The 24,009-nt window shown below is 70.4% G+C and carries 25 protein-coding genes, 1 tRNA gene and 2 pseudogenes; 15 read left to right on the top strand and 13 right to left on the bottom strand.

Annotated elements, in window-relative coordinates:
* Window positions 1-9 precede the first annotated feature (9 nt).
* Window positions 10-693: a winged helix-turn-helix transcriptional regulator gene (locus KV394_RS00345; RefSeq protein ID WP_136031479.1), complete on the bottom strand. Its 684-nt coding sequence runs from the start codon at window positions 691-693 to the stop codon at window positions 10-12.
* 74 nt (window positions 694-767) lie between these two features.
* On the opposite strand from KV394_RS00345, the gene KV394_RS00340 reads away from it, so the two are divergent.
* The 3 genes from KV394_RS00340 to ygfZ all read left to right on the top strand — a co-directional run bounded on the left by KV394_RS00340 (window position 768) and on the right by ygfZ (window position 2,946).
* Window positions 768-1,058, top strand: coding sequence for a hypothetical protein (locus KV394_RS00340; RefSeq protein WP_168387152.1), 291 nt, complete (start codon window positions 768-770; stop codon window positions 1,056-1,058).
* A 149-nt stretch (window positions 1,059-1,207) separates the two neighbouring features.
* Window positions 1,208-1,810, top strand: a complete 603-nt coding sequence (locus KV394_RS00335; RefSeq protein WP_136031483.1) for a nitrobindin family protein — start codon at window positions 1,208-1,210, stop codon at window positions 1,808-1,810.
* A gap of 20 nt (window positions 1,811-1,830) precedes the next feature.
* A complete protein-coding gene (gene ygfZ, locus KV394_RS00330) occupies window positions 1,831-2,946 on the top strand; it encodes a CAF17-like 4Fe-4S cluster assembly/insertion protein YgfZ (RefSeq protein ID WP_247982023.1) in 1,116 nt (371 codons plus the stop codon).
* 15 nt (window positions 2,947-2,961) lie between these two features.
* Here ygfZ and KV394_RS00325 read toward each other — a convergent pair whose 3' ends face one another.
* Complete coding sequence (locus tag KV394_RS00325) at window positions 2,962-3,789, bottom strand: methyltransferase domain-containing protein (RefSeq protein WP_247982022.1); 828 nt, start codon at window positions 3,787-3,789, stop codon at window positions 2,962-2,964.
* A gap of 60 nt (window positions 3,790-3,849) precedes the next feature.
* Here KV394_RS00325 and KV394_RS00320 point away from each other — a divergent pair, with 60 nt between their 5' ends.
* Window positions 3,850-4,599: a phosphoglyceromutase gene (locus KV394_RS00320; RefSeq protein ID WP_136045551.1), complete on the top strand. Its 750-nt coding sequence runs from the start codon at window positions 3,850-3,852 to the stop codon at window positions 4,597-4,599.
* 75 nt (window positions 4,600-4,674) lie between these two features.
* Here the strand turns inward: KV394_RS00320 and phoU are convergent, their stop codons facing one another.
* On the bottom strand, window positions 4,675-5,370 hold the full coding sequence (phoU, locus tag KV394_RS00315) for a phosphate signaling complex protein PhoU (protein ID WP_136031489.1): 696 nt from the start codon (window positions 5,368-5,370) through the stop codon (window positions 4,675-4,677).
* Window positions 5,371-5,581: 211 nt separating this feature from the next.
* Here phoU and KV394_RS00310 point away from each other — a divergent pair, with 211 nt between their 5' ends.
* Together KV394_RS00310 and KV394_RS00305 are read left to right on the top strand one after the other, a co-directional pair.
* Window positions 5,582-6,799 (top strand): sensor histidine kinase, encoded by a 1,218-nt coding sequence (locus KV394_RS00310; protein ID WP_247982021.1) that lies wholly within the window; start codon window positions 5,582-5,584, stop codon window positions 6,797-6,799.
* The gene (locus KV394_RS00305; protein ID WP_136031492.1) at window positions 6,796-7,479 is read left to right on the top strand and encodes a response regulator transcription factor; all 684 of its coding nucleotides are present in this window, start codon (window positions 6,796-6,798) and stop codon (window positions 7,477-7,479) included. Before KV394_RS00310 ends, KV394_RS00305 begins: the two co-directional genes overlap by 4 nt.
* A 60-nt stretch (window positions 7,480-7,539) precedes the next feature.
* Here the strand turns inward: KV394_RS00305 and KV394_RS00300 are convergent, their stop codons facing one another.
* Window positions 7,540-8,013 (bottom strand): DNA modification methylase, encoded by a 474-nt coding sequence (locus KV394_RS00300; protein ID WP_136031494.1) that lies wholly within the window; start codon window positions 8,011-8,013, stop codon window positions 7,540-7,542.
* 134 nt (window positions 8,014-8,147) lie between these two features.
* Here KV394_RS00300 and KV394_RS00295 point away from each other — a divergent pair, with 134 nt between their 5' ends.
* The 5 genes from KV394_RS00295 (at window position 8,148) to KV394_RS00275 (ending at window position 13,041) form a co-directional block, all read left to right on the top strand.
* The gene (locus KV394_RS00295; protein ID WP_136031496.1) at window positions 8,148-8,630 is read left to right on the top strand and encodes a CarD family transcriptional regulator; all 483 of its coding nucleotides are present in this window, start codon (window positions 8,148-8,150) and stop codon (window positions 8,628-8,630) included.
* 68 nt (window positions 8,631-8,698) lie between these two features.
* Window positions 8,699-9,925, top strand: a complete 1,227-nt coding sequence (gene ispD / locus KV394_RS00290; RefSeq protein ID WP_247982020.1) for a 2-C-methyl-D-erythritol 4-phosphate cytidylyltransferase — start codon at window positions 8,699-8,701, stop codon at window positions 9,923-9,925.
* Window positions 9,926-9,984: 59 nt separating this feature from the next.
* Window positions 9,985-11,385 (top strand): cysteine--tRNA ligase, encoded by a 1,401-nt coding sequence (cysS, locus tag KV394_RS00285; RefSeq protein ID WP_247982019.1) that lies wholly within the window; start codon window positions 9,985-9,987, stop codon window positions 11,383-11,385.
* Window positions 11,378-12,379, top strand: coding sequence for a 23S rRNA (guanosine(2251)-2'-O)-methyltransferase RlmB (gene rlmB, locus KV394_RS00280; protein ID WP_247982018.1), 1,002 nt, complete (start codon window positions 11,378-11,380; stop codon window positions 12,377-12,379). The genes cysS and rlmB overlap by 8 nt, the downstream gene beginning before the upstream one ends.
* Before the next feature lie 20 nt (window positions 12,380-12,399).
* A complete protein-coding gene (locus KV394_RS00275) occupies window positions 12,400-13,041 on the top strand; it encodes an NAD(P)-dependent oxidoreductase (protein ID WP_247982017.1) in 642 nt (213 codons plus the stop codon).
* Window positions 13,042-13,050: 9 nt separating this feature from the next.
* Here the strand turns inward: KV394_RS00275 and KV394_RS00270 are convergent, their stop codons facing one another.
* Together KV394_RS00270 and KV394_RS00265 are read right to left on the bottom strand one after the other, a co-directional pair.
* A complete protein-coding gene (locus tag KV394_RS00270; RefSeq protein ID WP_136031506.1) occupies window positions 13,051-14,355 on the bottom strand; it encodes a DUF4032 domain-containing protein in 1,305 nt (434 codons plus the stop codon).
* Between the two features lie 72 nt (window positions 14,356-14,427).
* Window positions 14,428-15,531, bottom strand: coding sequence for an ABC transporter ATP-binding protein (locus KV394_RS00265; RefSeq protein WP_136031508.1), 1,104 nt, complete (start codon window positions 15,529-15,531; stop codon window positions 14,428-14,430).
* Between the two features lie 228 nt (window positions 15,532-15,759).
* On the opposite strand from KV394_RS00265, the gene KV394_RS00260 reads away from it, so the two are divergent.
* Window positions 15,760-16,713 (top strand): DsbA family protein, encoded by a 954-nt coding sequence (locus tag KV394_RS00260; RefSeq protein WP_136031511.1) that lies wholly within the window; start codon window positions 15,760-15,762, stop codon window positions 16,711-16,713.
* Between the two features lie 39 nt (window positions 16,714-16,752).
* Window positions 16,753-16,825 (top strand) — tRNA-Thr (locus KV394_RS00255).
* A gap of 55 nt (window positions 16,826-16,880) precedes the next feature.
* On the opposite strand, the gene KV394_RS00250 is transcribed toward KV394_RS00255, so the two are convergent.
* The 3 genes and pseudogenes from KV394_RS00250 to KV394_RS17420 form a co-directional block, all read right to left on the bottom strand.
* Window positions 16,881-17,618 (bottom strand): metallophosphoesterase, encoded by a 738-nt coding sequence (locus KV394_RS00250; protein WP_247982016.1) that lies wholly within the window; start codon window positions 17,616-17,618, stop codon window positions 16,881-16,883.
* A complete protein-coding gene (locus KV394_RS00245) occupies window positions 17,615-17,995 on the bottom strand; it encodes an LmrA/YxaF family transcription factor (protein ID WP_240753290.1) in 381 nt (126 codons plus the stop codon). The genes KV394_RS00250 and KV394_RS00245 overlap by 4 nt, the downstream gene beginning before the upstream one ends.
* Window positions 17,996-18,031: 36 nt before the next feature.
* Window positions 18,032-18,184: pseudogene (locus KV394_RS17420) on the bottom strand (TetR/AcrR family transcriptional regulator); the annotation flags it as partial.
* 184 nt (window positions 18,185-18,368) lie between these two features.
* Here KV394_RS17420 and ppk2 point away from each other — a divergent pair.
* Both ppk2 and KV394_RS00235 read left to right on the top strand, forming a co-directional pair.
* On the top strand, window positions 18,369-19,172 hold the full coding sequence (ppk2, locus tag KV394_RS00240) for a polyphosphate kinase 2 (protein WP_206252979.1): 804 nt from the start codon (window positions 18,369-18,371) through the stop codon (window positions 19,170-19,172).
* Window positions 19,173-19,234: 62 nt separating this feature from the next.
* Window positions 19,235-20,191: pseudogene (locus tag KV394_RS00235) on the top strand (aldo/keto reductase).
* Window positions 20,192-20,195: 4 nt separating this feature from the next.
* On the opposite strand, the gene KV394_RS00230 reads toward KV394_RS00235, so the two are convergent.
* The 4 genes from KV394_RS00230 to KV394_RS00215 are packed head-to-tail and all read right to left on the bottom strand — an operon-like array spanning window position 20,196 to window position 23,868.
* A complete protein-coding gene (locus KV394_RS00230; RefSeq protein ID WP_136031517.1) occupies window positions 20,196-20,873 on the bottom strand; it encodes a response regulator in 678 nt (225 codons plus the stop codon).
* Window positions 20,870-22,138, bottom strand: a complete 1,269-nt coding sequence (locus KV394_RS00225) for a sensor histidine kinase (RefSeq protein WP_247982015.1) — start codon at window positions 22,136-22,138, stop codon at window positions 20,870-20,872. Before KV394_RS00225 ends, KV394_RS00230 begins: the two co-directional genes overlap by 4 nt.
* Before the next feature lie 9 nt (window positions 22,139-22,147).
* On the bottom strand, window positions 22,148-22,960 hold the full coding sequence (locus KV394_RS00220; RefSeq protein WP_136031522.1) for an ABC transporter permease: 813 nt from the start codon (window positions 22,958-22,960) through the stop codon (window positions 22,148-22,150).
* Window positions 22,957-23,868: an ABC transporter ATP-binding protein gene (locus KV394_RS00215; protein ID WP_136046258.1), complete on the bottom strand. Its 912-nt coding sequence runs from the start codon at window positions 23,866-23,868 to the stop codon at window positions 22,957-22,959. Before KV394_RS00215 ends, KV394_RS00220 begins: the two co-directional genes overlap by 4 nt.
* Window positions 23,869-24,009: the final 141 nt, after the last annotated feature.

The raw sequence follows: 24,009 nt of genomic DNA, 5'->3' as shown, positions 1-24,009 counted from the left end.
GAACGCCGGTCACCCCGTGCCGACGAGGCTCTCGTCGTCGTACACGTTGAAGCGGTACCCGACGTTGCGGACCGTGCCGATGATCTGCTCCTGGTCGCCGAGCTTCGCCCTGAGCCGTCGCACGTGCACGTCGACCGTGCGGGTGCCGCCGAAGTAGTCGTAGCCCCATACCTCGCTGAGCAGCTGCTCGCGCGTGAACACCCGCGACGGGTGCGTGGCCAGGAAGTGCAGGAGCTGGAACTCCTTGTAGGTGAGGTCGAGGGGCTTGCCGTGCAGCTTGGCCGAGTACGACTGCTCGTCGATCGTGACGCCGGAGGCCTGCACGCGCGCGGGCTCGGACACCTCGTCGCGGCGGGCGATGGCGAGCCGGACGCGGGCGTCGATCTCGGCGGGGCCGGCCGTCGCGAGCAGCACGTCGTCGATGCCCCAGTCGCCGGAGAGCGCGCTCATGCCGCCCTCCGTGACGACGAGGAGGAGCGGGGCCTGCTGGCCGGTGGCGCGCAGCAGCCGGCACAGCGACTTCGCTCCGACCAGGTCGTGGCGGCCGTCGACCACCGCCACGTCGTACTCCGGAGCGTTCACGAGCTGCGCCGGTTCGGCCGGGATCTGGCGGGTGCGATGGCTGAGCAGCTCCAGCGCGGGAAGCACCTGCTCCGAGAGGGGAGCGTTGGTCAGAACCAGCACCAGGGCCACGCGCACTCCTCACCGGCGGGGGGTTCGACGCCGTGCCGCCATGATAGCGGCCGTGGATGCGCAAGAATGGAGACATGTCAGAACCCGCCCTCGCTCCGCGCAACGCCTTCACCGGCGTGATCGTGGTGTGGGCGGTGGCCTTCGTCGGCACGATCCTGATCGGCATCTTCGCTGCGGAGGAGTGGCGCATCCCCTGGATGCTCGTCGGGTTCGGCGCCGTCGTCCTGATCTCCTTCGCGGTGCAGCTCTGGTACGGCCGCACGCAGGGGTTCATCTTCCGCGTGGCGAGCAGCGTCACCGGCGCCCTGCTGCTGATGGGGGTCATCTCGGTCGGGTTCGGGCTGGCGGCGCTCATCCCGTCCTGACGCCGATCCGGCGCGGTATGGTGGATCCATGGACATCATGGCGCTCGAAATCTTCTTCATCGGCCTCCTGGGCCTCGCGAGCCTGGCGATCGTCTTCGTGTCGGCCGTGGTGCTGCGCAACCTCTTCCGCGGTCAGCGCTGACGAGATCGTGATCGAGCTCCCGACCGACCTTCCCGCCGATCTCGTTCCGCTCTCGTGGCTGATCGGGGTGTGGGAGGGCACCGGCGTGATCGAGTACCCGGTCGGCGAGGAGCGTCTGCAGGGCGAGTTCACCCACCGCGTCAGCTTCAGCCATGACGGTGGCCCCTTCCTCAACTACGCCGCGACCGCCACATTCACCGGCGAAGACCAGTCGGCGTCGATTCCCCTGACCGCCGAGTCCGGCTTCTGGCGCCTGGCGCGCCCGGCTGCCGCATCCGATGCGGGCCCCGCGCTGCTGCCGCCGACCGTCGCGCCGGTCGTCCGCACGGTCGACGACGTGGAGGAGCTCCGCGGACCGAACGGCGCGTTCCCGCTCGAGGTCTCGATCGCCCGCTCCGACGGCATGCTCGAGTTCTACCTCGGCGAGATCAACGGCCCGCGCGTCGACCTGGCGTCCGACGCGATCGTGCGCGGAGCGGGGACCAAGGAGTACGGCTCGGCCTCGCGCATGTACGGCCTGGTCGACGGCCACCTGCTGTGGGCCTGGGACATCGCCGCGCTCGGCACACCGCTGCGCGCGCACGCCTCGGCCCGCCTCGCGCGGGTGTGAACGGAGAGGGGCGAGCAGGCATGGGCGGGTTCGACGAGCGGAACGGGGCCGTCCTCGGCGACGGGGGCGTGGCGCACTTCGGTGATCCCTTCCGTGAGCAGCGCTGGCTGGCGGCGGGCGAGGCGCTGGTCCCGCTGGACGACCGCGCCGTCATCGAAGTGGCGGGCCCCGAGCGTCTCGGCTGGCTCGACTCCATCACGTCGCAGGCCGTCGGGCGACTCGCGCCGGGCGAGAGCACCGAGCTGCTGGTGCTCGATCCCCAGGGGCGGGTGGAGCACGCCGCCGGTGTCGTCGACGACGGCTCCGCGACCTGGCTCATCGTCGATGCGGCCGACGCGGAGGCACTGGCGGGCTGGCTCACCCGCATGAAGTTCCGCACCCAGGCCACGGTCGAGGTGCGCGACGATGTGGCGCTGCTGGGCTTCGTCGACGCCGGCGCGGCGTCCGAGCGGATCCGCACCATCGACGGCGCCCTCGTGTGGGCGGACCCCTGGCAGCGCGTCAGCGCAGGCGGGTATCAGTACGCCGCGACCGCCGAGCACCCCGGGGTCGACCTGGCCTGGCGCATCGCCATCGTCCCGAGCGGCAGCGTGCCCGCGCTCGCCGCGACCCTCGACGACGGCGAGGTCGCCGGACTGCTGGCCGCGGAGGCTCTGCGCATCGCCGCGTGGCGACCGCGGTGGGCGTCCGAGGTCGATGAGCGGTCGCTGCCGCACGAGTCCGACTGGCTGCGCAGCGCGGTGCACCTCGACAAGGGCTGCTACCGCGGGCAGGAGACCGTGTCGAAGGTGCACAACCTCGGTCATCCGCCTCGGCGGCTCGCCGCGCTGCACCTCGACGGCAGCGACGCAGTGCTCCCCGAGCCCGGCGCTCCGGTCTTCGCGGGCGACGACGAGGTGGGGCACATCACCTCGGTCGCGCGACACCACGAGGAGGGCCCCATCGCGCTCGCGATCCTGTCGCGCCGCGCCCCGGTCGGGGATCTGGTCGTGCGGTCCGAGGGCGTCGACATCGCGGCGTCGCAGCAGGTCATCGTCCCCGCAGACGCGGGCGCCACGGCGGAGGTGCCCCGCCTGACGCGGCTGTCGCGCCGCCCGACCGCGCCGGACCCGCGCCGCACCTCGCCGTCCGCCTGAGCGGGCGTCCCGGCGTCAGGCCGGGCGCGGGGCGACCGCGTCCCACGGCAGCGTGAGCTCTCCGAGACGCCAGCGCGTGCGGCCGCCCTGCACGGGCCACCCCTGGTCGCGCAGCGCGGACACGGCCGCGAGGAACCGCTGCGTGGCGCCGAAGGTCGACAGGGGAGCCGCGCGGTCCCACTCCCGGTCGAGCTCGGTGAGCAGCGCGTGGATGCGCTCGCCGGGGACGTTGCGATGGATCAGCGCCTTCGGCAGCCGCTCCGCCACGATGCTCGGACGCTCGAGTCCCTCCAGTCGCAGCGAGATCGTGAGGCGCAGCGCCGATCCATCCCGGTCCACGTCGACCCAGCTGGCGATGCGGCCGATCTCGTCGCACGTCCCCTCCACGAGCAGGCCGCCGGGGGCGAGGCGCGCCGCCATCGTGCGCCAGGCCGCGGGGACCTCGGGCTCGTCGTACTGCCGGAGCACGTTCATGGCGCGGATCACGGCGGCACGGCGGTCGCCCGGCAGCGGCACCTCGAAGCCCCCACGCGCGAACGACACCCGCAGATCAGGAGGGAATCCCGTCCGACCCGCCCGGACCTCGGCGAGCTGTCGCGTCGCCGTGGCGACGCGCGCCGGATCGATCTCCAGGCCGAGCACCTCCGCGTCGGGACGGACCCGGCGCAGGCGCGCGGCGAGCTCGAGCGCCGTGACCCCGCTGGCGCCATAGCCGAGGTCGACCACGAGCGGATCCTCCGCGCGACGCAACGCGGTGCTCGCGGCGATCCAGCGGTCGTTGCGGCGCAGCCGGTTGGTCCCGGTCGTGCCACGGGTCGGCTGGCCGAGCGGAGATGACGCCATGCGTCCATCCTCTCCCGTGCCCGGCGCAGTCCGATCCACGGCCGCGGATAAACTGGCCGCATGACTGCGAAGCGCACCCTGATCCTGCTCCGCCACGGCCAGAGCGAGTGGAACGAACTGAACCTCTTCACCGGCTGGGTGGACGTCCGCCTGACCGAGCAGGGCAAGGGCGAGGCCCGTCGCGGCGGTGAGCTGCTCGCCGAGTCCGGCATCCTCCCCGACGTGCTGCACACCTCGCTGCTGAGCCGAGCGATCCAGACCGCCGACATCGCGCTGGACGCGGCCGACCGGCTGTGGATCCCGGTCACGCGCTCGTGGCGACTCAACGAGCGGCACTACGGCGCGCTGCAGGGCAAGGACAAGGCGCAGACGCTGGAGGAGTTCGGTCCAGAGCAGTTCCAGCTGTGGCGCCGTTCGTTCGACGTGCCGCCGCCCCCGCTCGACGACGCGAGCGAGTTCAGCCAGGTGAACGACCCCCGGTACGCGCACATCGACGGTGAGGTGCCGCGTACGGAGTCGCTCAAGCTCGTGATCGACCGTCTGCTGCCGTACTGGGAGACCGCGATCGTGCCCGACCTCGAGGCCGGCAAGACGGTGCTGGTCACCGCGCACGGGAACTCGCTGCGCGGGCTCGTGAAGCACCTCGAGGGCATCAGCGACGACGACATCGCCGGACTCAACATCCCCACCGGCATCCCGCTGGTCTACGAGCTCGACGAGAACAACGCGCCCACCGGCCCCGGCCGCTACCTCGACCCCGAGGCCGCCGCCGCCGGTGCCGCCGCCGTGGCCGCGCAGGGCAAGAAGTAACGCGCACGCCCCGACGCGAGAGACCCCCTGCCGCCGGTCGGCGCAGGGGGTCTCTCGCGTACGACGGGCGACGCGTCAGGCGTGTCCGAGCTCCTGCTGCTCCACGGCGAGGGCGATGTCCTCCTCCTCGACGTGCCAGTCGCCCGTCGCCAGGTACACGACCTTCTTCGCGACGGCGACCGCGTGGTCGGCGAAGCGCTCGTGGTAGCGGCTGGCCAGCGTGGCGTCGACGGTGGCGACCGCCTCGCCCTTCCAGTTGTCGCTGAGCACCTTCTCGAACACGCTGGCGTGCAGCTCGTCCACGTCGTCGTCGGCGTTGCGGATCTGGTCGGCGAACTTCAGGTCCTGGGTGCGAAGCAGCTCGGCGAGCGTGCGCGAGATCTCGACGTCGAGCTCGCCCATCCGCACGAAGGTGCCCTTGAGTCCCTTCGGGATGGCGCGCTCGGGGAAGCGCAGCCGGGCGAGCTGTGCGATGTGCTCGGACATGTCGCCCATGCGCTCCAGGGAGGCGCTCACGCGCAGCGCGGTGACGACGATGCGCAGGTCGCGCGCGACCGGCTGCTGGCGGGCGAGGATCTCGATGGCCTGCTCGTCGAGCGCGACGGCCAGCTCGTCGATCTTCGCGTCGTCGGCGATGACCTCCTCGGCCAGGGCGACGTCGCTGGTGGCGAACGCGCGCGTCGCCTTGTCGATCGAGACGGTGACGAGGTCGGCGATCTCGACGAGGCGGGACTGCAGGTCCTCGAGGGACTGGTGGAAGACTTCGCGCATGGGGGCGCAACCTTTCGTTCGGATCTCTGCTGAGTCGTCAGCGCGAGGCGGCGGGGCGTCCGCACGAGTTCGGGCCTGTGCGCAGGCCTGAAGCGATTGTCTGCTCCGAAGGTTAACGAACGGTGCCCAGCGAGTGAATAGTACGTCTCGCCTCCCCGTCACGGCGCGGAAACCCGCCGGACGGGCGGTGAACGCGCTCTACGCTGGAGTCATGACCCTGCCGCAGCTCGCGCTGTCCTCCCTTGCCATCGGGCTGGTGATCGGCGTCGGGATGTCGCTTCTGGTCGTCTGGGCCTACCGGGCGAGGGCGCGTGCGGAGGAGGAGACGTCGACGTCGATCCCGCAGGGGATCACGGATGTGCTCGGCAGCATGGACGACGCGGCCTGCGTCGTCGACGCCTCGGGACTCGTGCTCGCGACCTCGCGGGCGGCGGCGCGGTTCGGCATCGAGGTCGGTTCCACGCTGGAGAACCCGGAGCTGCGGCAGCTGGTGCGCGGCGTCCGTGCGTCGGGCGACACGGCGATGGAGTCGCTGCGCATCACTCGCGGAGGGCTCAGCCTCGATCCGCGCCTGGTGTCGGCACGGGCGAGTGCGATCGGGGCGCGCCTGGTGCTGCTGATCGTGCGGGATGTCACCGAGCAGGAGCGCCTGGACCAGATGCGTCGGGACTTCGTGGCGAACACGAGTCATGAGCTCAAGACCCCGGTGGGGGCGGTGAGCCTGCTCGCGGAGGCGATCGAGTCCGCCGCCGACGATCCCGCACAGGTGCGCGTCTTCGCGTCGCGCATCTCGGCGGAGGCCAACCGCCTCGGACAGCTCACCGGCCGCATCATGAGCCTGTCCCGCCTGCAGGCGGAGGACGGCCTGACGGAGGTCGGACCCGTCTCGATCGATGAGGTCATCGCCTCGTCCATCGAGGCGCACGTCGTGCAGGCCGATTCGGCGGGGGTGGAGCTCGCACGCGGGGGTGACCGCGGCGTGTGGGTGCGCGGCGACGCGCAGATCCTCATCGAGGCGGTGGGCAACCTGATCGCCAACGCGATCGTGTACTCCCCGCGCGGCTCGCGCGTGGGTGTGGGGGTGCGGGCCGACGACGACGTGGTCGAGATCGCCGTGTCCGATCAGGGCATCGGGATCGCGGAGGCCGACAGGGAGCGGATCTTCGAGCGCTTCTATCGTGCGGACGAGGCGCGCTCGCGCCGCACCGGCGGCACAGGGCTCGGACTGTCGATCGTGAAGCACGCCACGCAGCGCCACGGCGGCGAGGTGCGCCTGTGGTCCCGGCCGGGCCGTGGCTCCACCTTCACGATCCGTCTTCCGCAGATCGCCGCTCCGGCGAACGCCGATCGTGACAAGAAGAACAAGAAGCGTGCGCGGAAAGCGGCCAGGTCGGCCGGCTCGCGCGTCCGAAACGGAGAGACCGCATGACCCGCATCCTTCTCGTCGAAGACGAGCCCGACCTCGCTGATCCCCTCGCGTATCTGCTGCGCCGCGAGGGGTACGAGGTGGAGATCGCCGAGGACGGTCCCGGTGCGATGGCGGCGTTCCGGGAGCGCGGTGCCGACATCGTGCTGCTGGACCTGATGCTGCCGGGGATGCCCGGCACCGAGGTGTGTCGTCAGATCCGGTCGACGTCGGCCATCCCGATCATCATGCTGACCGCGAAGGACTCCGAGGTCGACATCGTGGTGGGGCTCGAACTGGGCGCCGACGACTACATCACCAAGCCGTACTCGTCGCGGGAGCTGCTGGCCAGGATGCGGGCCGTTCTGCGTCGGGTCGTCCAGGCCGAGGGCGAGCTCGACGAGAGGGTGCTCGAGGGCGGACGCGTGTCGCTCGACATCGATCGCCACACGGTGTCGGTCGCGGGGGAGCAGATCAATATGCCGCTGAAGGAGTTCGAGCTCCTCGAGGTCCTGATGCGCAACTCCGGGCGCGTGCTCACGCGGGGGCAGCTGATCGACCGGGTGTGGGGGAGCGACTACTTCGGTGACACGAAGACGCTCGACGTGCACATCAAGCGGATCCGGTCCCGCATCGAGGAGAACCCGAGCGAGCCCGTGATGCTCGTGACCGTGCGCGGTCTGGGCTACCGCTTCGAGGGCTGACGACCGAGGACGCGAAGAGGCCGGCACCCGTGGGTGCCGGCCTCGTGCGTTCGTGCGGTGTCAGTCGCCCTCGGGGGCGAGGTCCGAGTAGTAGGGGAGGGTGCCGTCGAGCACGGGCACCGCGGTCGTGACGCCGGCCGAGTCGCCGGACTGGAAGTGGATGTCGACCGTGGCGCCGGGCTTCGTGTCGAGCCCGACGATGCGCAGCGGCTCCTCGTCGGAGCCGAGGCTGATGGTCTGGCCGGCGGAGACGGTGACCGTGAACGGGTCGACGCCCTCCAGGGTGATGGTGAGGGTGGCGCGGTCCTGCGTCGGGTTGACGATCGCGCCGACGAAGTTGCCGACGGAGCCGTCTTCGTTCGCGATGACCAGGGCGTTCCGCACGTCGATCGGGCCGTCCTTGTCGGAGACGTTCACGCCGTCGGAGGCCGCGTACTCGATCTTGGTCGACTGCGGCGTGATGAACGTGCACCCGGTCGCGCCGAGCAGAACGAGGGCGCTGATGGCGGCAGACGCGACAAGGCGCGATTTCACGGGTCCTCCTGAGGTCCGGCGGGATATCCGTACCCATTCTATGGGTATGTGTCAGCGGGGCGTGGACGAGGAAGCGCGAACCTTAGCGCATATCCCCTGTGGTATCCTTGAGGTTGCCGAAAGGACATGTTTTTATGCTTTTTGAGGTTGGCGAGACCGTCGTCTATCCGCACCATGGCGCTGCGACCATCATCGAGGTCAAGGAACGCGTCATCAAGGGCGAGACGAAGAAGTACCTGAAGCTCAACGTCACGCAGGGCGATCTCATCATCGAGGTCCCGGCCGAGAATGTCGACCTGGTCGGCGTTCGCGACGTGATCGGCAAGGAGGGCCTCGATCACGTGTTCGAGGTGCTGCGCGCTCCCTTCACGGAGGAGCCCACCAACTGGTCCCGCCGCTACAAGGCGAACCTGGAGAAACTCGCCTCCGGCGATGTCATCAAGGTGAGCGAGGTCGTGCGCGACCTGTGGCGTCGCGACCAGGACCGCGGGCTTTCCGCCGGCGAGAAGCGGATGCTGGCGAAGGCTCGTCAGATCCTCATCTCGGAGCTGGCGCTGGCAGAGAAGATCGACGAGGACAAGGCGGGCACCCTGCTCGACGAGGTCCTCGCCTCCTGACTTCTTCACGACGAGAGGCGGGTGCTGCGGCACCCGCCTTTCGTCGTCTCCGCCGGTAACGTGAAGGCGTGAGCATCGTTCCCGTCCCGCACACCGCGATCATCATCGTCGCCGCCGGCTCCGGCACCCGACTGGAGGCGCGCGCCCCGAAGGCGTTCGTCGGCATCGACAACCGCACGATCCTGCGCCACGCCCTCGACGGGGTGTTCGCGGCGCAGCCCCTGCAGGTCATCGTGGTCGCGCCGGCCGGGCACGAGGGCGATGCGCAGACCGAGCTTCTCGCCGCCGCGGGCGACCGCGCCGATCTCGGCCGAGTGGTCACGGGAGGCGCCACCCGTCAGGAATCCGTCGCCGCGGGGTTGGCGGCCCTCTGGGGAGACGTGACGACGGTGCTCGTCCACGATGCGGCGCGGGCGCTCACCCCGCCGTCCGTCATCGATGCGGTCGCCGCGGCCGTCACGGCGCAGGCGGCCGCGCTTCCGGTGCTTCCCGTCGTCGACACCCTCAAGCGGGTGGATGGCGGCGTCGTGACCGGCACCGTCGACCGCTCCGAGCTCGCCGCGGCGCAGACGCCGCAGGGCTTCCCGCGCGACGCGCTCGAGGCGGCGTACGCGCGTGCCGCCGAGGAGGGCGCGGAGTACACGGACGACGCGGCGCTGTTCGCCGCGGCCGGTCACACGGTCCGCCTCGTCCCTGGTTCGGAGCGATCGTTCAAGATCACGACTCCCGACGACCTCGAGCGTGCCAGGGCTCTCCTCGCGACGGCGCCCCCGAGCACGGGTGCGCGGCGAGACCGCGGCGCAGGCGCTCTACCGCGCGTGGGCATCGGAACCGACGTGCACGCGTTCGGCGGCGAGGGCGACCTGTGGCTCGCCGGGCTGGAGTGGCCGGGCGAACAGCCGCTGTCGGGTCATTCCGACGGCGACGCGGTCGCGCACGCCATCGTCGACGCCCTGCTCGGCGCGGCGGGGCTGGGTGACATCGGCACCCACTTCGGCACGGCGCATCCGGAGTATGCCGGCGCGCACGCCGACGTGTTCCTGTCGGCGACGCGGCGGCTGCTCGCCGAAGCCGGCTTCTCGATCGGGAACGTCTCCGTGCAGTTCCAGGGCAACCGTCCGCGGTTCAGCGCCCGCCGTGTCGAGGCGGAGCGCGCGCTGTCCGCGGCGCTCGGAGGCGCTCCCGTGTCGGTCACTGCGACGACGACCGACGCCCTGGGCTTCCCCGGCCGCGGAGAAGGCATCGCGGTCACGGCCGTCGCACTCGTGGTGCCGGTGGACGGCCCGCACCGCTGAGCCGAGCGTATCCGCGACACGATCAGGAGCGCCGCGCGCCCGCCGAGTAGGCTTGACCGGTGACCCTCCGCCTCTACGACACCCGCGCACAGCTGCTGCGCGACTTCGTGCCTCTCGACTCCGAGAACATCACGATGTACGTGTGCGGACCGACGGTGCAGTCCGGACCCCACATCGGTCACGTCAGGGCCGCGCTGAGCTTCGACCTGCTGCGCCGGTGGCTCGAGCACCGCTACGGTCGCGTCACGTTCGTGCGCAACGTCACCGACATCGACGACAAGGTGCTGCAGAACGCCACACCGGAGGAGCCGTGGTGGGCGCTGGCGTATCGGATGGAGCAGGAGTTCACCGCGGCGTATGCGGGCATTGGCATCCTGCCGCCCACCTACGAGCCCCGTGCCACGGCCTCGGTGCCGCAGATGCAGGAGCTGATCACGCGCCTCATCGACCGCGGTCACGCCTATCCCGCGCCCGACGGCTCCGGCGACGTCTACTTCGACGTGCGGTCGTGGGAGCAGTACGGCGCGCTCACGCATCAGTCGGTCGACGCGATGGAGGCGGCGGAGGATGCGGACCCCCGGGGCAAGCGCAATCCGCAGGACTTCGCGCTCTGGAAGGCGTCGAAGCCGGATGAGCCGGCCGACGCCACGTGGCGTTCGCCGTGGGGTCTCGGGCGACCGGGATGGCACATCGAGTGCTCGGCGATGTCGAAGCGCTACCTCGGCGACGAGTTCGACATCCACGGCGGCGGGCTCGACCTCCGCTTCCCCCACCATGAGAACGAGCTCGCGCAGTCGACGGCGGCGGGGGACGGCTTCGCGCGGTACTGGGTGCACAACGGCCTGGTGACGGTGGACGGGCAGAAGATGTCGAAGTCGCTCGGCAACTTCACGCTCGCCCGTGACGTGCTCGACGCGCACGAACCGCTGGTGGTGCGCTATGCGCTCGCTGCCGCGCACTACCGCTCGAGCCTCGACCTGTCGGAGTCCTCGTGGGCGGAGGCGGAGGCGGCCCTCGGTCGTATCCGTACCTTCCTGGAGCGGGCGGCGCGTGTCGCGGAGGTGGACGCCGCCGAGAGTCGCGAAGACCTGCCGTCGGCCTTCGCCGCTGCGATGGACGACGATCTCGGCGTTCCCCAGGCGCTCGCGGTCGTGCATGAGACCGTGCGGGCGGGAAACTCCGCGCTCGACGCGGGAGACCGCGACGCGGCCGCGCAGGCGGCGCGCGCGGTGTCGGCGATGACGTCGGTGCTCGGTCTCCGACCGAGCGACGCCACGGCCGCGGGCGACGCCCGGGCGGCCGCACTGGACGCGCTGGTGCAGGAGATGATCACGCAGCGTGCGCAGGCGCGGGCGGACAAGGATTGGGCGGCGGCGGATCGCATCCGTGATGCGATCGCTGCCGCAGGAATCACGCTGGAGGACACTCCGGCCGGAACTCATTGGAGCATCGATGACTAAGCCAGGGCGCCCCGGCGCGAGCAAGGGCAAGAAGAAGGGCCCCACGAAGGGCACCGGTGGTCTCGGGCGCAAGGCGCTCGAGGGCCGCGGTCCCACCCCGAAGGCGGAGGACCGCGCATGGCACCCGGCCGGGAAGCGCAAGGCCGCGGCCGAGCGCTACGCCGCGGCGGGCGGTAAGGGCAAGCCCGGCGGGCGCCCGTCGGGTGGCAGCCCCAACCGCACAGCCCGTGCCAAGGACAACACCACCGACACCGAGACGGTGACCGGCCGCAACTCGGTGCTGGAGGCGCTGCGGGCCAAGATCCCGGCGTCGGCGATGTACATCGCGCAGCGTGTCGAGATGGACGATCGCGTCAAGGAGATGCTGTCGATCGCGACTCACCGCGACATCCCGGTGCTGGAGGTCACGCGCCAGGAGCTCGACCGCATGGCGGGTTTCGACGGCGTGCACCAGGGCGTCGCGCTGAAGGTGCCGCCGTACGAGTACGCGCACCCGCAGGATCTGCTCGAGCAGGTCATCGACCGCGGGGAGACGCCGCTGTTCGTGGCGCTCGACGGCGTGACCGACCCGCGCAACCTCGGCGCGATCATCCGCTCGACGGCGGCGTTCGGCGGCCACGGCATCATCCTGCCGCAGCGCCGTTCCGCCGGTGTCAACTCGGCGGCGTGGAAGACCAGTGCCGGTGCCGCCGCGCGCATCCCCGTCGCCCTCGCGACGAACCTCACCACGCAGCTCAAGGAGTTCAAGAAGCAGGGCGTGTTCGTGCTGGGGCTCGACGGCGATGGTGACGTGTCGCTGCCCGAGCTGCAGCTCGCGGATCGACCGGTCGTGATCGTCGTCGGCTCCGAGGGCAAGGGCCTGTCCCGTCTGGTGACCGAGACCTGCGACCAGATCGTCTCCATCCCCATCTCGGCGGCGACGGAGTCGCTGAACGCCGGGATCGCCGCGTCGGTCGCCCTGTACCAGGTGGCGACCGTCCGCGCGGCGGACTGACCGCACGAGAAAGGCAGAGCATGGCGCGCATCATCGTCCTCGGAGGAACCGGTTACGCCGGACGGCACATCGTGTCGGAGGCGGTGAGCCGCGATCATGCGGTCGTCGCGATCTCCCGCACGACGCCGTCCGACCCGGTCGCCGGCGCCGCGTACGTGCAGGGATCCGCCCTCGACGCGGCGTCGCTGCGGGAGGCTTTCGCGGGTGCGGATGCCGTGGTGTCCTCGCTGTCGCCCCGCGGTGACATGGAGGATCGGGTGCTGGAGGCCCTCACCACGGTGATCGGCGTGCTCGCCGGGACCGAGACACGGCTCGGTGTGGTCGGCGGTGCCGGCGGCAGCCTGGTCGCTCCGGAGGGGCCGAGGCTCTTCGACCTCGACTTCCCGGAGGAGTACAAGCACGAGGCGCAGGTGGGCATCGACTCGCTCGCGCTGCTCGAGGAGACCGATCCCGCGCTGGACTGGTTCTTCGTGCACCCCGCCGAGGTCTTCGGCCCCTGGGCCGAGGGGGAGCGGACGGGTCGCTACCGCGACGGCGGCGACGTGCTGGTGCGCGACGAGGAGGGGAAGTCGTACATCTCCGGCGCGGACTTCGCCGTGGCCGTCGTGGACGAGATCGAGCAGGGCAACCACCACCGCGAGCGGTTCACGGTCGGCTACTGAGGGCGGCGTTCAGACGAGGTCGCGCCAGTCGACCTCGTCCTCGTCATCGGCGAGCGAGAGCGTGCCGGTGATCACCGGGAGGCTCATGGTCTCGGTCGGCGGTCCCATGATGGTCGCTTCGTCGCGGCGGTGGCGCAGCACATCGTTGATGTAGCTGGTCAGGACTTCCGCGAGGGGGATCGAGCGGCCCTGCGCCTGCGACAGGTACCAGCGGTGCTCCAACACCTGGTGGAACACCTCGGCGGGCTCCAGCTTGGCGCGCAGGTCGTAGGGGATGGCGCGGACGACGGGCTCGAACACGCGCGTGAGCCACTCATGCGCGTACATCTCCTCGTCCGCCCACTGCTTGGTCGAGCGGGCACGGAACTCGTCGAGGTCGTTGAGCAGGCGTCTCGCCTGGTTCTCCTCCACGTCGAGTCCCGTCAGCCGGATGAGGCGGCGCTGGTGGTGGCCGGCATCCACCACCTTCGGCTGGATCTCGACCACCGTCCCGTCGGCGGTCGTGGACATGGACATCTCGTCGATGTCGAAGCCGAGCGCGTTGAGGCGTTCGACGCGCTCGGTGATGCGCCATGTCTCGGCCGCCGAGAACGACTCCTGCGCCGTGAGCTCCGCCCAGAGCGAGCGGTAGGAGGACACGATGCCGTCGGCGATCGCGACCGCATCCACGCCGTGCTCGAGCCGCCCGCCCGCGGCGAGGTCCATGATCTCGCCCGCGATGTTCGTCCTGGCGAGGTCGAGGTCGTATGCGCGCTGGCCGTCCGTCAGGCCCTCCTCGTGCAGCTCACCGGTCTCCGCGTCGACGAGGTAGGCCGCGAAGGCGCCGGCGTCGCGACGGAAGAGAGTGTTCGACAGCGACACGTCGCCCCAGTAGAAGCCGACGTTGTGGAGTCGTACGAGGAGCAGGGCGAGCGCGTCGACGAGTCGCGTGGCGGTGTCAGGGCGGAGCACGCGCGTGAACAGGGCGCGGTACGGCATGGAGAAGCGGAGGTGCGAGGTGACGAGCGCCGCGGGGAGGGGCTCGCCGGCGGCATCGGTGCGCCCGGCGATCACGGCGACCCTGGCGACGCAGGGGACGTCGAGGCGGGCGAGGTTGCCGAGCATGTCGTACTCGCGCTGCGCCATCGCGGCGGTGGTCTCCTTGACGGCGACGACCCGACCGGAGAGGTCCGCGAAGCGCACGAGATGCCGGGACAGCCCCTTCGGCAGCGACACGATGTGCTCGGACGGCCACTTGGCGAGGCTGGTCGACCAGGGCAGCGCGAGGAGCCCCGGGTCGACGGTGCTGGCGGTGATGCGCAGCGACTCCTGCATGGATGCTCCTGAGGGGAAACGAGCGCGGCGCGGGCGACCGAAGTCAGCCCGCGCCGCGGATGGTGTGTCCGATCAGGCGGAGACGACCGGCTTGTCGTTCAGGCGGTCGCCCGTCTCCTGGTCGAAGGCGTGCACGTGACCGGCGTTGGCCGCGAGGGTCACGGTCTCACCGGCGTTCGGGTGGTTGCGGCCGTCCACGCGGGCCACGAGGTCGGCGCGCTTGCCGTTGATCTCGGTGTGGCCGTAGAGGTAGCCGTCGGCGCCGAGCTCCTCGACGAGGTCGACGACGACCGACAGGCCCTTGCCGTCGGCCGGACCCACGGTGATGTCTTCGGGGCGGACGCCGACCGTGACCTGCGAGCCGTTGGCGCGGCCGACCGTGTCGCGGTCGAGCGGGACGACCTCGGTGCCGAAGCGCACGCCGCCGTCGGCGAGGTCCGCAGCGAACAGGTTCATGGCGGGGGAGCCGATGAAGCCGGCGACGAAGACATTGTTCGGCTTCTCGTACAGGTCGCGCGGCGAGCCGACCTGCTGCAGCAGACCGTCCTTCAGCACGGCGATCCGGTCGCCCATCGTGAGCGCCTCGGTCTGGTCGTGCGTGACGTAGACCGTGGTGACGCCGAGACGGCGCTGCAGCGACGCGATCTGCGTACGGGTCTGCACGCGGAGCTTGGCGTCGAGGTTCGACAGCGGCTCGTCCATGAGGAACACCTGCGGCTGACGGACGATGGCGCGGCCCATCGCGACGCGCTGACGCTGACCACCCGACAGGGCCTTCGGCTTGCGGGTCAGGTACTGCTCGAGGTCGAGGAGCTTGGCGGCCTCCAGGACACGGGCGGCGCGCTCCTCCTTGCCGACGCCGGCGATCTTGAGCGCGAAGCCCATGTTCTCGGCGACCGTCATGTGCGGGTACAGGGCGTAGTTCTGGAAGACCATCGCGATGTCGCGGTCCTTCGGCGGCACGTCGGTGACGTCGCGGTCACCGATCAGGATGCGGCCGGAGTTGACCTCTTCGAGGCCGGCGAGCATGCGGAGCGAGGTGGACTTACCACAACCGGAAGGGCCGACGAGGACGAGGAATTCACCGTCGCCCACCTCGAGGTTGAGCTTGTCGACGGCCGGACGGGTTCCGCCGGGGTAGAGGCGGGTGGCCTCGTCGAAAGTCACAGATGCCATCGTGTTTCTCCTTCACCGGCAGGTACGTGCCGGACGATCCGTAGTGAATGAAGCGGCGGAGTGACCCGCCGTGACCCGCCATCGGGTCGGGTTCAGTATGGCACGATCGGCCGTACCTGGGTATTTCTCAGCCTCACTGACTAGCATCGAATCCGGCCGCGTTCTGCGGCGATCGTCGCCGGGCGACGGTCGGGGCCAACCCGGACCCCCCGAGACTCAAGAGGAACGATGTCGAGCGACGAAACGCCGAACGTCCCCGCACCTCGCAATTCCCGCGAGGTCGTGCGGGAGAAGGCCCAGAAGGTGCACGCCCAGCAGTCGAGGGCCCGCCTGATGAGACGGATCATCATCGGCGCGGTCGCGGTGATCGCCGTCGGGGCCATCGGCACCGCGGTGACCATGGCCGTGACGTCGCAGGTCTCCAAGCCTCAGCTCAGCCCGAGCGGCATGGAGTCGGACGGCGTCGTGGTGACCGACATCTCGTCGATGGCCACCTCCGCCGAAGCCCCCGCCACGCCGACGCCCACGCCGTCCGAGGCCGGTGCCTCCGCTTCTCCCACGCCGGATCCGACCGCGTCTCAGGCCGTGGACGTGCACGTCTACGTCGACTACCTGTCGCCCGATGCGGGGAAGTTCGAGCGCGCGAACGCGCGACTGCTCGCGCAGTGGATCGAGGACGGCGCGGCAACAGTGAGCTATCACCCCGTCGCGCTGCTGACGGCCAGCTCCAACGGCACGAAGTACTCGCTGCGCTCGGCCGCAGCTGCGGCGTGCGTCGCGACGCACTCGCCCGACCAGTTCTACGCGTTCAATCACGACCTGCTCGACGATCAGCCCGAGGTCGGCAGCGACGGTCTCTCCGATCAGGAGCTGGCGAACCTCGCTGGAGCGGTCGGCGTCGACAACGGGAAGGTCGTCCGCAAGTGCATCGAGGAGGGCGACTTCGTGAACTGGGCGAAGGAAGCGACCACGCGGGCGCTCAAGGGTCCGCTCGCCGGTTCCGACGACCTGGTCCTCACCGCCGCCCCGATGATCGTCGTGAACGGCGAGGCCTATGTGGGGGCGCTCGACGACCCGCAGGAGCTGTCCACGTTCGTGATGTCGGTGGCGAGCGAGGCGTACTACGAGTCCACCTCGACCCCCACTCCGACGCCGTCGGCCACGTCGACGCCCGCGCCGTAATCGAGCGGCGCCTCCGCCATCGCTAAGCTGATGGCACCCGCCGACTTGGCGCAATTGGTAGCGCACCGTACTTGTAATACGGGGGTTACGGGTTCGAGTCCCGTAGTCGGCTCCGGACGGCAACGCCCGCCATCCCTGTATTTCCGGGGGATGGCGGGCGTTGCGTCTCACGGCTCGGCGGGGCTCAGGTAGTGGAACACGGTGCGGATGGCGGTGCCGTCGATGGTGTGCATGGCCAGCCCCGGCATCGCCGTGTCGTCGGCGATCGGATTGACCCTGCTTCCCAGTCGCATCGTGGAGACGACGCCCGGGGCGCCGAGGACCGGCACCCCGGCGAACGACGCGGCGAGAGCCCTGTGCACGTGCCCGGTCAGGACGCCGATGATTCGTGCGTTCCCCACGATCAGCGCCTCCAGGTCGCTCGTGTTCTCCAGATTCCACCGGTCCGCGACGTCATGCCCGACGGGCACCGGTGGGTGATGCATCGTGAGAAGGACGGTGCCGGGGGCCGAGCTCGCTGCGTGCCGCGCGAAGTCGATCGTGTCCGGCGTGAGGTGGCCTTCGACGCGAGCATCGAGGTGTGAGTCCAGCCCGATGACGCGCACCTCGCCCACGTCGATGAAGCCCGACAGGGCCGGGTTGAGACCGGCCTGGGCCTGGGAGTGGAGCATCGTCTCGCTGTGGTCGTGATTCCCGGGTACGACGATCGTCGGTATGTCCGCCGGGAGGGTCGCGAACAGTTGGGCGTACTCCTCGGCGGCGCCGTGGTCGGCAAGATCGCCGCTGAGGACGATCGCATCGACGTCGGGGAGGGAGGACACCGCTGCGAGCACTGCCTCGAGCCGGCGCAGTCGGTGCGGAGATGTGTCCAGATGCGGGTCGCTGAGGTGCGCGATCAGAGTCATGAGTCGCCCTCCGGTCGCTGGGGTGCGTCCACGAGCCCGAGGAACCCGCGGACGGCGGCGCGCATCATCTCCTCGTCCCCCGTGGCTCGCGACAGGACATACCCACCCTGGATCACCGCCACCGCGGCCGTAGCCCGGTCGCGCGCGACGCCCCCATCGAGCCCCTGCTCTTCGAAGACGTCGGCGACGAGACCGATGAGGTCGAGGAAGTAGCGGGCGACGGAGGCGCTGAGGTCCTCGTCGGCCGCGACGAAGGGGTCAGCCGTGAGGCGACCGATACGGCACCCCGAGGTCGCCTCGCGGGGACGTTCGAGGTACGCGGCGATCCTCGCTCGCGACTCGGTGTGGGCGTTCAGGGCGTCGGAGGACGATGCCAACGCTTCATCCACCGAACGGCCGACGGCAGCGAGCGCCAGGTCGCGCTTCGAAGGGAAGTGGTGATAGAGGCTCCCGTGTCCCACACCGCTTCGCTCGATGACTTGCCGCGGGGTGGTCGCCGCCACCCCGTTGGCGGCATACAGCTGTTGCGCCGCGCGTAGCAGGGATTCCCTCGCATCTGTGCTCATAGAAGGATCATGCCATACCTAGAGGTAGGTATGGGGAGCTCGTGCACTGCCGCGGTCGCGCCATTTGCGTAACACTTTGGCGAGTGTTATGTTACTTATGTGCAGGTGGCCGGCACCCCGCCCCGGCCACCTGCGCGCATCTGTTCAGGCCTCCTACGGCCGCCCCGTTCGCAGGAGGCTGACGATGGACGTTCCCGAGTGGCAGCAGGGCTACCCGTATTCGGAAAAGCTCTCCCGCGCGGAATACGAGACCGAGAAGCGCCTCCTCCAGATCGAGCTGCTCAAGCTGCAGGCGCATGTGAAGCACAGCGCGGAGCGGGTGTTGGTCCTGTTCGAGGGGCGCGACGCAGCCGGCAAGGGCGGGGCCATCAAGCGCTTCATGGAGCATCTCAACCCTCGCGGGGCCCGGGTCGTCGCTCTCGACAAGCCGACCGACGCCGAGCGCACGCAGTGGTACTTCCAGCGGTACGTGGCCCATCTGCCGTCCGGCGGTGAGATGGTCCTCATGGACCGTTCCTGGTACAACCGCGCCGGGGTCGAGCGCGTCATGGGGTACTGCACCGATGAGGAGTACCAGGAGTTCCTCCGAACCGCTCCGGAATTCGAGCGGATGCTGGTGGGCTCGGGCATCCGGCTGATCAAGCTCTGGTTCTCGGTGGGTGAGGCGGAGCAGCGCCGCCGGTTCGACCGCCGTCGCGAGGATCCGGTGAAGCAGTGGAAGCTGAGCCCCACCGATATCGCGAGCATGGACAGGTGGGCCGACTACACCACGGCGAAGGAAGCGATGTTCTTCCACACGGACACCCCGGTCACGCCGTGGATCGTGGTGCGCTCGAACGACAAGAAGCGCGCACGGCTCGAGGCCATCCGCTACGTGCTGTCGCGCTTCGAATACGACGGAAAGGACGCGCGGGTCGCACACGCGCCGGACAGCCGTCTCGTCGGGCGTCCGTCGCAGATCTACGACCAGGGCGAGTCCGCCGCGTAACGACGGTGACGGAGCGGCGTCACGCGGGAATGCCGAGTATCGCGATCGCGGTTGTGATGAGCATGACCCGTATCGGCAGCAGTGACCTCGACGTCTTCCCCCTCGCCCTCGGTGGCAACGTGTTCGGCTGGACCGCCGATCGCGACGCATCCTTCGCCGTCCTCGACGCCTATGTCGACGGTGGCGGCGACTTCATCGACACAGCGGACTCGTACAGTGCGTGGGTACCGGGGAATCGGGGCGGGGAGAGTGAGGAGATCATCGGGGAGTGGCTGGCTTCGCGCCGTCCGCGCGGTGTCGTCGTCGCGACCAAGGTGAGCCAGCATCCGGACTTCTCCGGGCTCTCCGCGACCACGGTGCGCGCCGCAGCGTAGGCGTCACTGACGCGGCTGGGCGTCGACGAGCTGGACCTGTACTACGCGCACTTCGACGACGAGACCGTTCCGCTGGAGGAGACGGTCGCCGCGTTCGGCCAGCTGGTCAGCGACGGCCTCGTGCGACACGTGGGGGTGTCGAACTACTCGGCCGAGCGCATTCGCGAGTGGGTCGACATCGCCGGGCGGCTCGGGGTCGCGCAGCCGATCGCGATCCAGCCGCACTACAACCTCGTGCACCGCAACGTCGTGGAAGACACCATCATCCCGGTCGCCGAGGAGTTCGGACTCGGGCTGGTGCCCTACTACGCCCTGGCGAGTGGGTTCCTCACCGGGAAGTATCGCTCGACCGACGCTAGCGGCGAGGCGTCGCCGAGGGCCGCGGGTGCCGCGCGCTACGCCACCGACCAGGGCCTGCGCGTCCTCGACACGCTCGGCGAGGTCGCGCACGCCCGCGGAACCTCGATCGCCGCGGTGTCGCTCGCCTGGCTCCGGGCCCAGCCGACCGTGGTCGCCCCGATTGCGAGCGCCCGCTCCGTGGATCAGGTGCCCGACCTGCTGGAGGGCGCACGGCTCGAGCTGTCGTCCGACGAGGTGCACCGTCTGAACGATGTCTCGGCGTGGACGCCGACCTCCACCGCCTGAGTCGTCAGTCGCCGACGAGTCCGAGCCGATGCGCGAGGATGACCGCGTGGATGCGATCGCGGGCGTCGAGCTTGGCCAGCACCCGGCCCACGTGCGTCTTGACGGTGGACTCGCCCACATAGAGAGCGCGCGCGATCTCGGCATTGGTCAGGCCCTGACCGATCGCCAGGAACACCTCCTGCTCCCGGTCGGTCAGCGAGGCGTAGCGGGACGCATCCGCGCGGTCGGGCTCCGCCGGTGTCCCGGATCCGAGCCGCGGCCCCACGTGCTCGAGCAGCAGGCGGGTGATGCGGGGGGAGAGCGCGGCGTCCCCACGGTGCACGGCCCGCACCGCTGCGAGCATCTCGTGGCGCTGCGCGTCCTTGAGGAGGAACCCGCTCGCTCCCGCGCGGATCGCCCCGAACGCGTACTCGTCCAGGTCGAAGGTCGTGAGCACGAGCACGCGGGTCTCCGGGTGGTCGCGCACGATGGCCGACGTGGCGGCGATGCCGTCGAGTTCGGGCATCCGGATGTCCATGAGCACGAGGTCGGGCGCAAGGGCCGCGCTCTGGGCGATCGCCGCGCGGCCGTCCTTCGCCTCCCCGACGACCACGATGTCGGGTTCGGACTCGAGCACCATCCGGAAGCCGAGGCGGATCAGCTCCTGGTCGTCGACGAGGAGCACGCGGATCGGCGATGTCATGAGGGGTCCTCCGGGGTGGGTGTCGTCGCGGGGACGACCGGGCTGAGGGGCAGTCGGGCGTGCAGGCGCCATCGGCCGGGACCGTCCGGTCCGGAGTGCAGCCGGCCGTGGACATGCGCCGCGCGTTCGGTGAGTCCGCGGAGGCCGAAGCCGCCCGCGCCGACGTCGGTGCCGGAGACGCCGTCGTTGACCACCTCGACGCGGACCTCGTCGTCGGAATAGCCGATCGAGACACCGATCATCGAGACGGCAGGAGCGTGGCGCATGGCGTTCGTCACCCCCTCCTGCACGATCCGGCCCAGTGCGTGGGCGACGGACGGCGGGACGTCGGCGGTGCCCGTCACCGTGAGCGTCACCGGGTACCCCGCGCGCTGGGCGGCTTCGACCGTCTCCCGCGGCTGGGCGGGCTCGACCGGCGCGAGGGGGAGCGGCGAGTCGTCGTCGCGCAGCACGCCCAGCATCGATCGCATCTCCGTCAGCGCGCTCCTGGCCGTCTCGGCAGCGGTGGAGGCTGCCGCGCGGGCCTGCGTGTGATCGGGGGTCGCGGCCGCACCCTCCGACAGGGCGACGATCACCGTCAGCGAGTGCGACACGATGTCGTGCATCTCGCGGGCGATCCGCGCGCGCTCCGCGGCCGCCGCCAGCTGGGCCTGTTGATCGCGTTCGACCAGGAGTTGCCGCGATCGGTCGATCACCGCGTCGATGTATCGCTGGCGATTGCCGACGTTCACGCCGATCAGAGTGCCGATGAGACCGAGGACCACGGTGCTCAGGACCGTGTTGAGGCCGGACTGGAGGGTGACGCCACCGGTCAGCAGCAGCGCGCCGGCGACCGCCGACACCGCGGCGACACCCCAGCCGAAGGCCGCCCAGGCCGCGCGCGACGACCCGTGGACGGCGAGGGAGAAGCCCGCGATCAGGAGCAGCGGGCTGCTGCCCGGAGAACCCGCGAGCAGAAAGAACACGTCGAGTGCATACGCCGCGACCGCCGGGAGCAGCGGGAGCCGCCGCCGCCACAGCAGCGTGGCACAGGCGGCGAGGACGGCCAGGGGCCAGACGATCGCACGGACGACGGCCCACGGCTCCGGCAGAGCGTCCAGACGCGCGGCCGGTGTCAGCGTGAGCAGGACGCAGAGCGCCGCGAGGAGGACGTCGGCGACCACGGGGTGCCGCGCCCAGAAACGTCGGAACACCCCGGGCGGACGCGGAAGCCGCAGCTCCTCGTCCTCACGGATCGAGTCGCTGCGGCTGCGCGTTCTCCTCACGGGCCGACTCTACGCGTCGCGCGTGCGCAGGACCGCCCATGCGGCCAGCAGCGCTCCGACCACCCAGCAAGCGAGCGTCAGAAAGGCGACGGGGGCCTCGAGCGCCGCTCCCTCACCCGGGAGGATCGCGCTCTGCGCGGCCGCCACCGGAAGATAGGTCGCGGCGTCCACCACCCACGCCCACGCCTCACCGGCCATCGAGAAGAAGTTCCCGACGATCGGCAGCACGAACAGCAGGCCGACCGTCGCGGCGATCGCGCCGGCGCCCGAGCGCAGGATGAACCCGAACGCGACGCCGATCAGTGCGAACACCGACATCGACAGCGATGCGACCAGGATCGGCAGGAACGACGCCGACGGGTCGGACCAGTCGATGCTCTGATCGCGGGAACCGACGATCATCCCGACCGCCACGGCCGCGACACCGAAGATCACGAGCGAGGACACGAACAGGAACAGCGCCAGCACGAGCGACTTCGCGAGCAGGACGGCCCCGCGCACCGGAACGGCCGTGAGCGTCGAGCGGATCATGCCGGTCGAGTACTCGCCGGTCACCGCGATCGCGCCGATGATTCCCGCCAACAGCATCGTGAACTGGATCGGCATGACCACGGCCTGGATGGGTTCGAACCCCGGAACGTCCACCGCCTGGGCGATCAGCATGGCGATGCCGATCGTGAGGACGGCGGCGATCGCGATGGACCACCACGTGGAGCGCAGCGTGGTGAGCTTGATGGTCTCGCTGCGGACGGCCCGGAAGAAGGTGAGCCGGCGACCGGTGTCGACGCGCGGTGTCGTGGCGACGGGGGCCTGCGTGGTCATGAGAGCTCCTTCGTGCGGTACTCGACGGCGTCGCCGGTGAGAGCGAGATAGGCGTCCTCGAGAGAGCCGGTGGTGGGCGTGAGTTCGTGCAGGGGGATACCGCGTTCGGCAGCCAGGTCGCCGATGCGTGCGGCCGGGAGACCGACGATGTCGAGCAGATCCGGCGCGGAGCTGACGATCTCGACGTCCGGCGCCCCCACGGCCGCGGCGAGCTCCGCCGGACGCGGCGTGCGCACCCGAACGGTGTTCCTGGTCCACGAACGTACGAGGTCCGCGAGGGGAGCATCGGCGAGGACACGCCCGCGTCCCATCACGATCACGTGGTCGGCGGTCTGCGCCATCTCGCTCATCAGGTGGCTCGACAGCAGCACGGTCCGCCCCTCGGAGGCGGCGTGGCGCACGAACTGCCGCACCCAGCGCACACCCTCGGGGTCGAGACCGTTGACAGGCTCGTCGAGGATCAACGTGTGCGGGTCACCCAGCAGAGCCGAGGCGATGCCGAGGCGCTGGCCCATGCCCAGGGAGAACTTCCCGGCGCGCTTGCGGGCGACGGAGCCGATGCCGGCGAGGTCGATCACCTCGTCGACCCGCGAGTCGGGGATGCCGTGGGTCGCGGCCATCGCCCGCAGATGATTCCTGGCGGTGCGCCCGGTGTGCACGGCCTTCGCGTCGAGGAGCACCCCGACCTCGGTGAGCGGGGCGCGGAGCTTGCGGTATTCGCGCCCGCCGACGGCAGCGCGACCCGAGGTGGGCCGGTCGAGTCCGACGATCAGGCGCATGGTCGTCGACTTCCCGGCACCGTTCGGGCCGAGGAACCCGGTGACCGTGCCCGGCTGGACGGTGAACGACACGTCGTCGACGGCCGTCTTGTCTCCGAACCTCTTGGTGAGGCCTTCTGCTGTGATCATGTCGTCCACGCTACGGACAGCGCCCGCCGCGCGCGTCCGCCCGCGGTACCTTTCCGCGCGCTCCGCATCCTCCCCCGGATGGATGAGAGACCGCTTGCGCGGGGTGCTGTCCGGGGCCACCATGTTGCGCCGTGAGCACCG

This window comes from Microbacterium sufflavum, assembly GCF_023101165.1.
Taxonomy (GTDB): Bacteria; Actinomycetota; Actinomycetes; order Actinomycetales; family Microbacteriaceae; genus Microbacterium; species Microbacterium sufflavum.
Note: the sequence above shows the minus strand (reverse complement) of the source record. Positions and strands in the feature narration are given on the sequence as shown.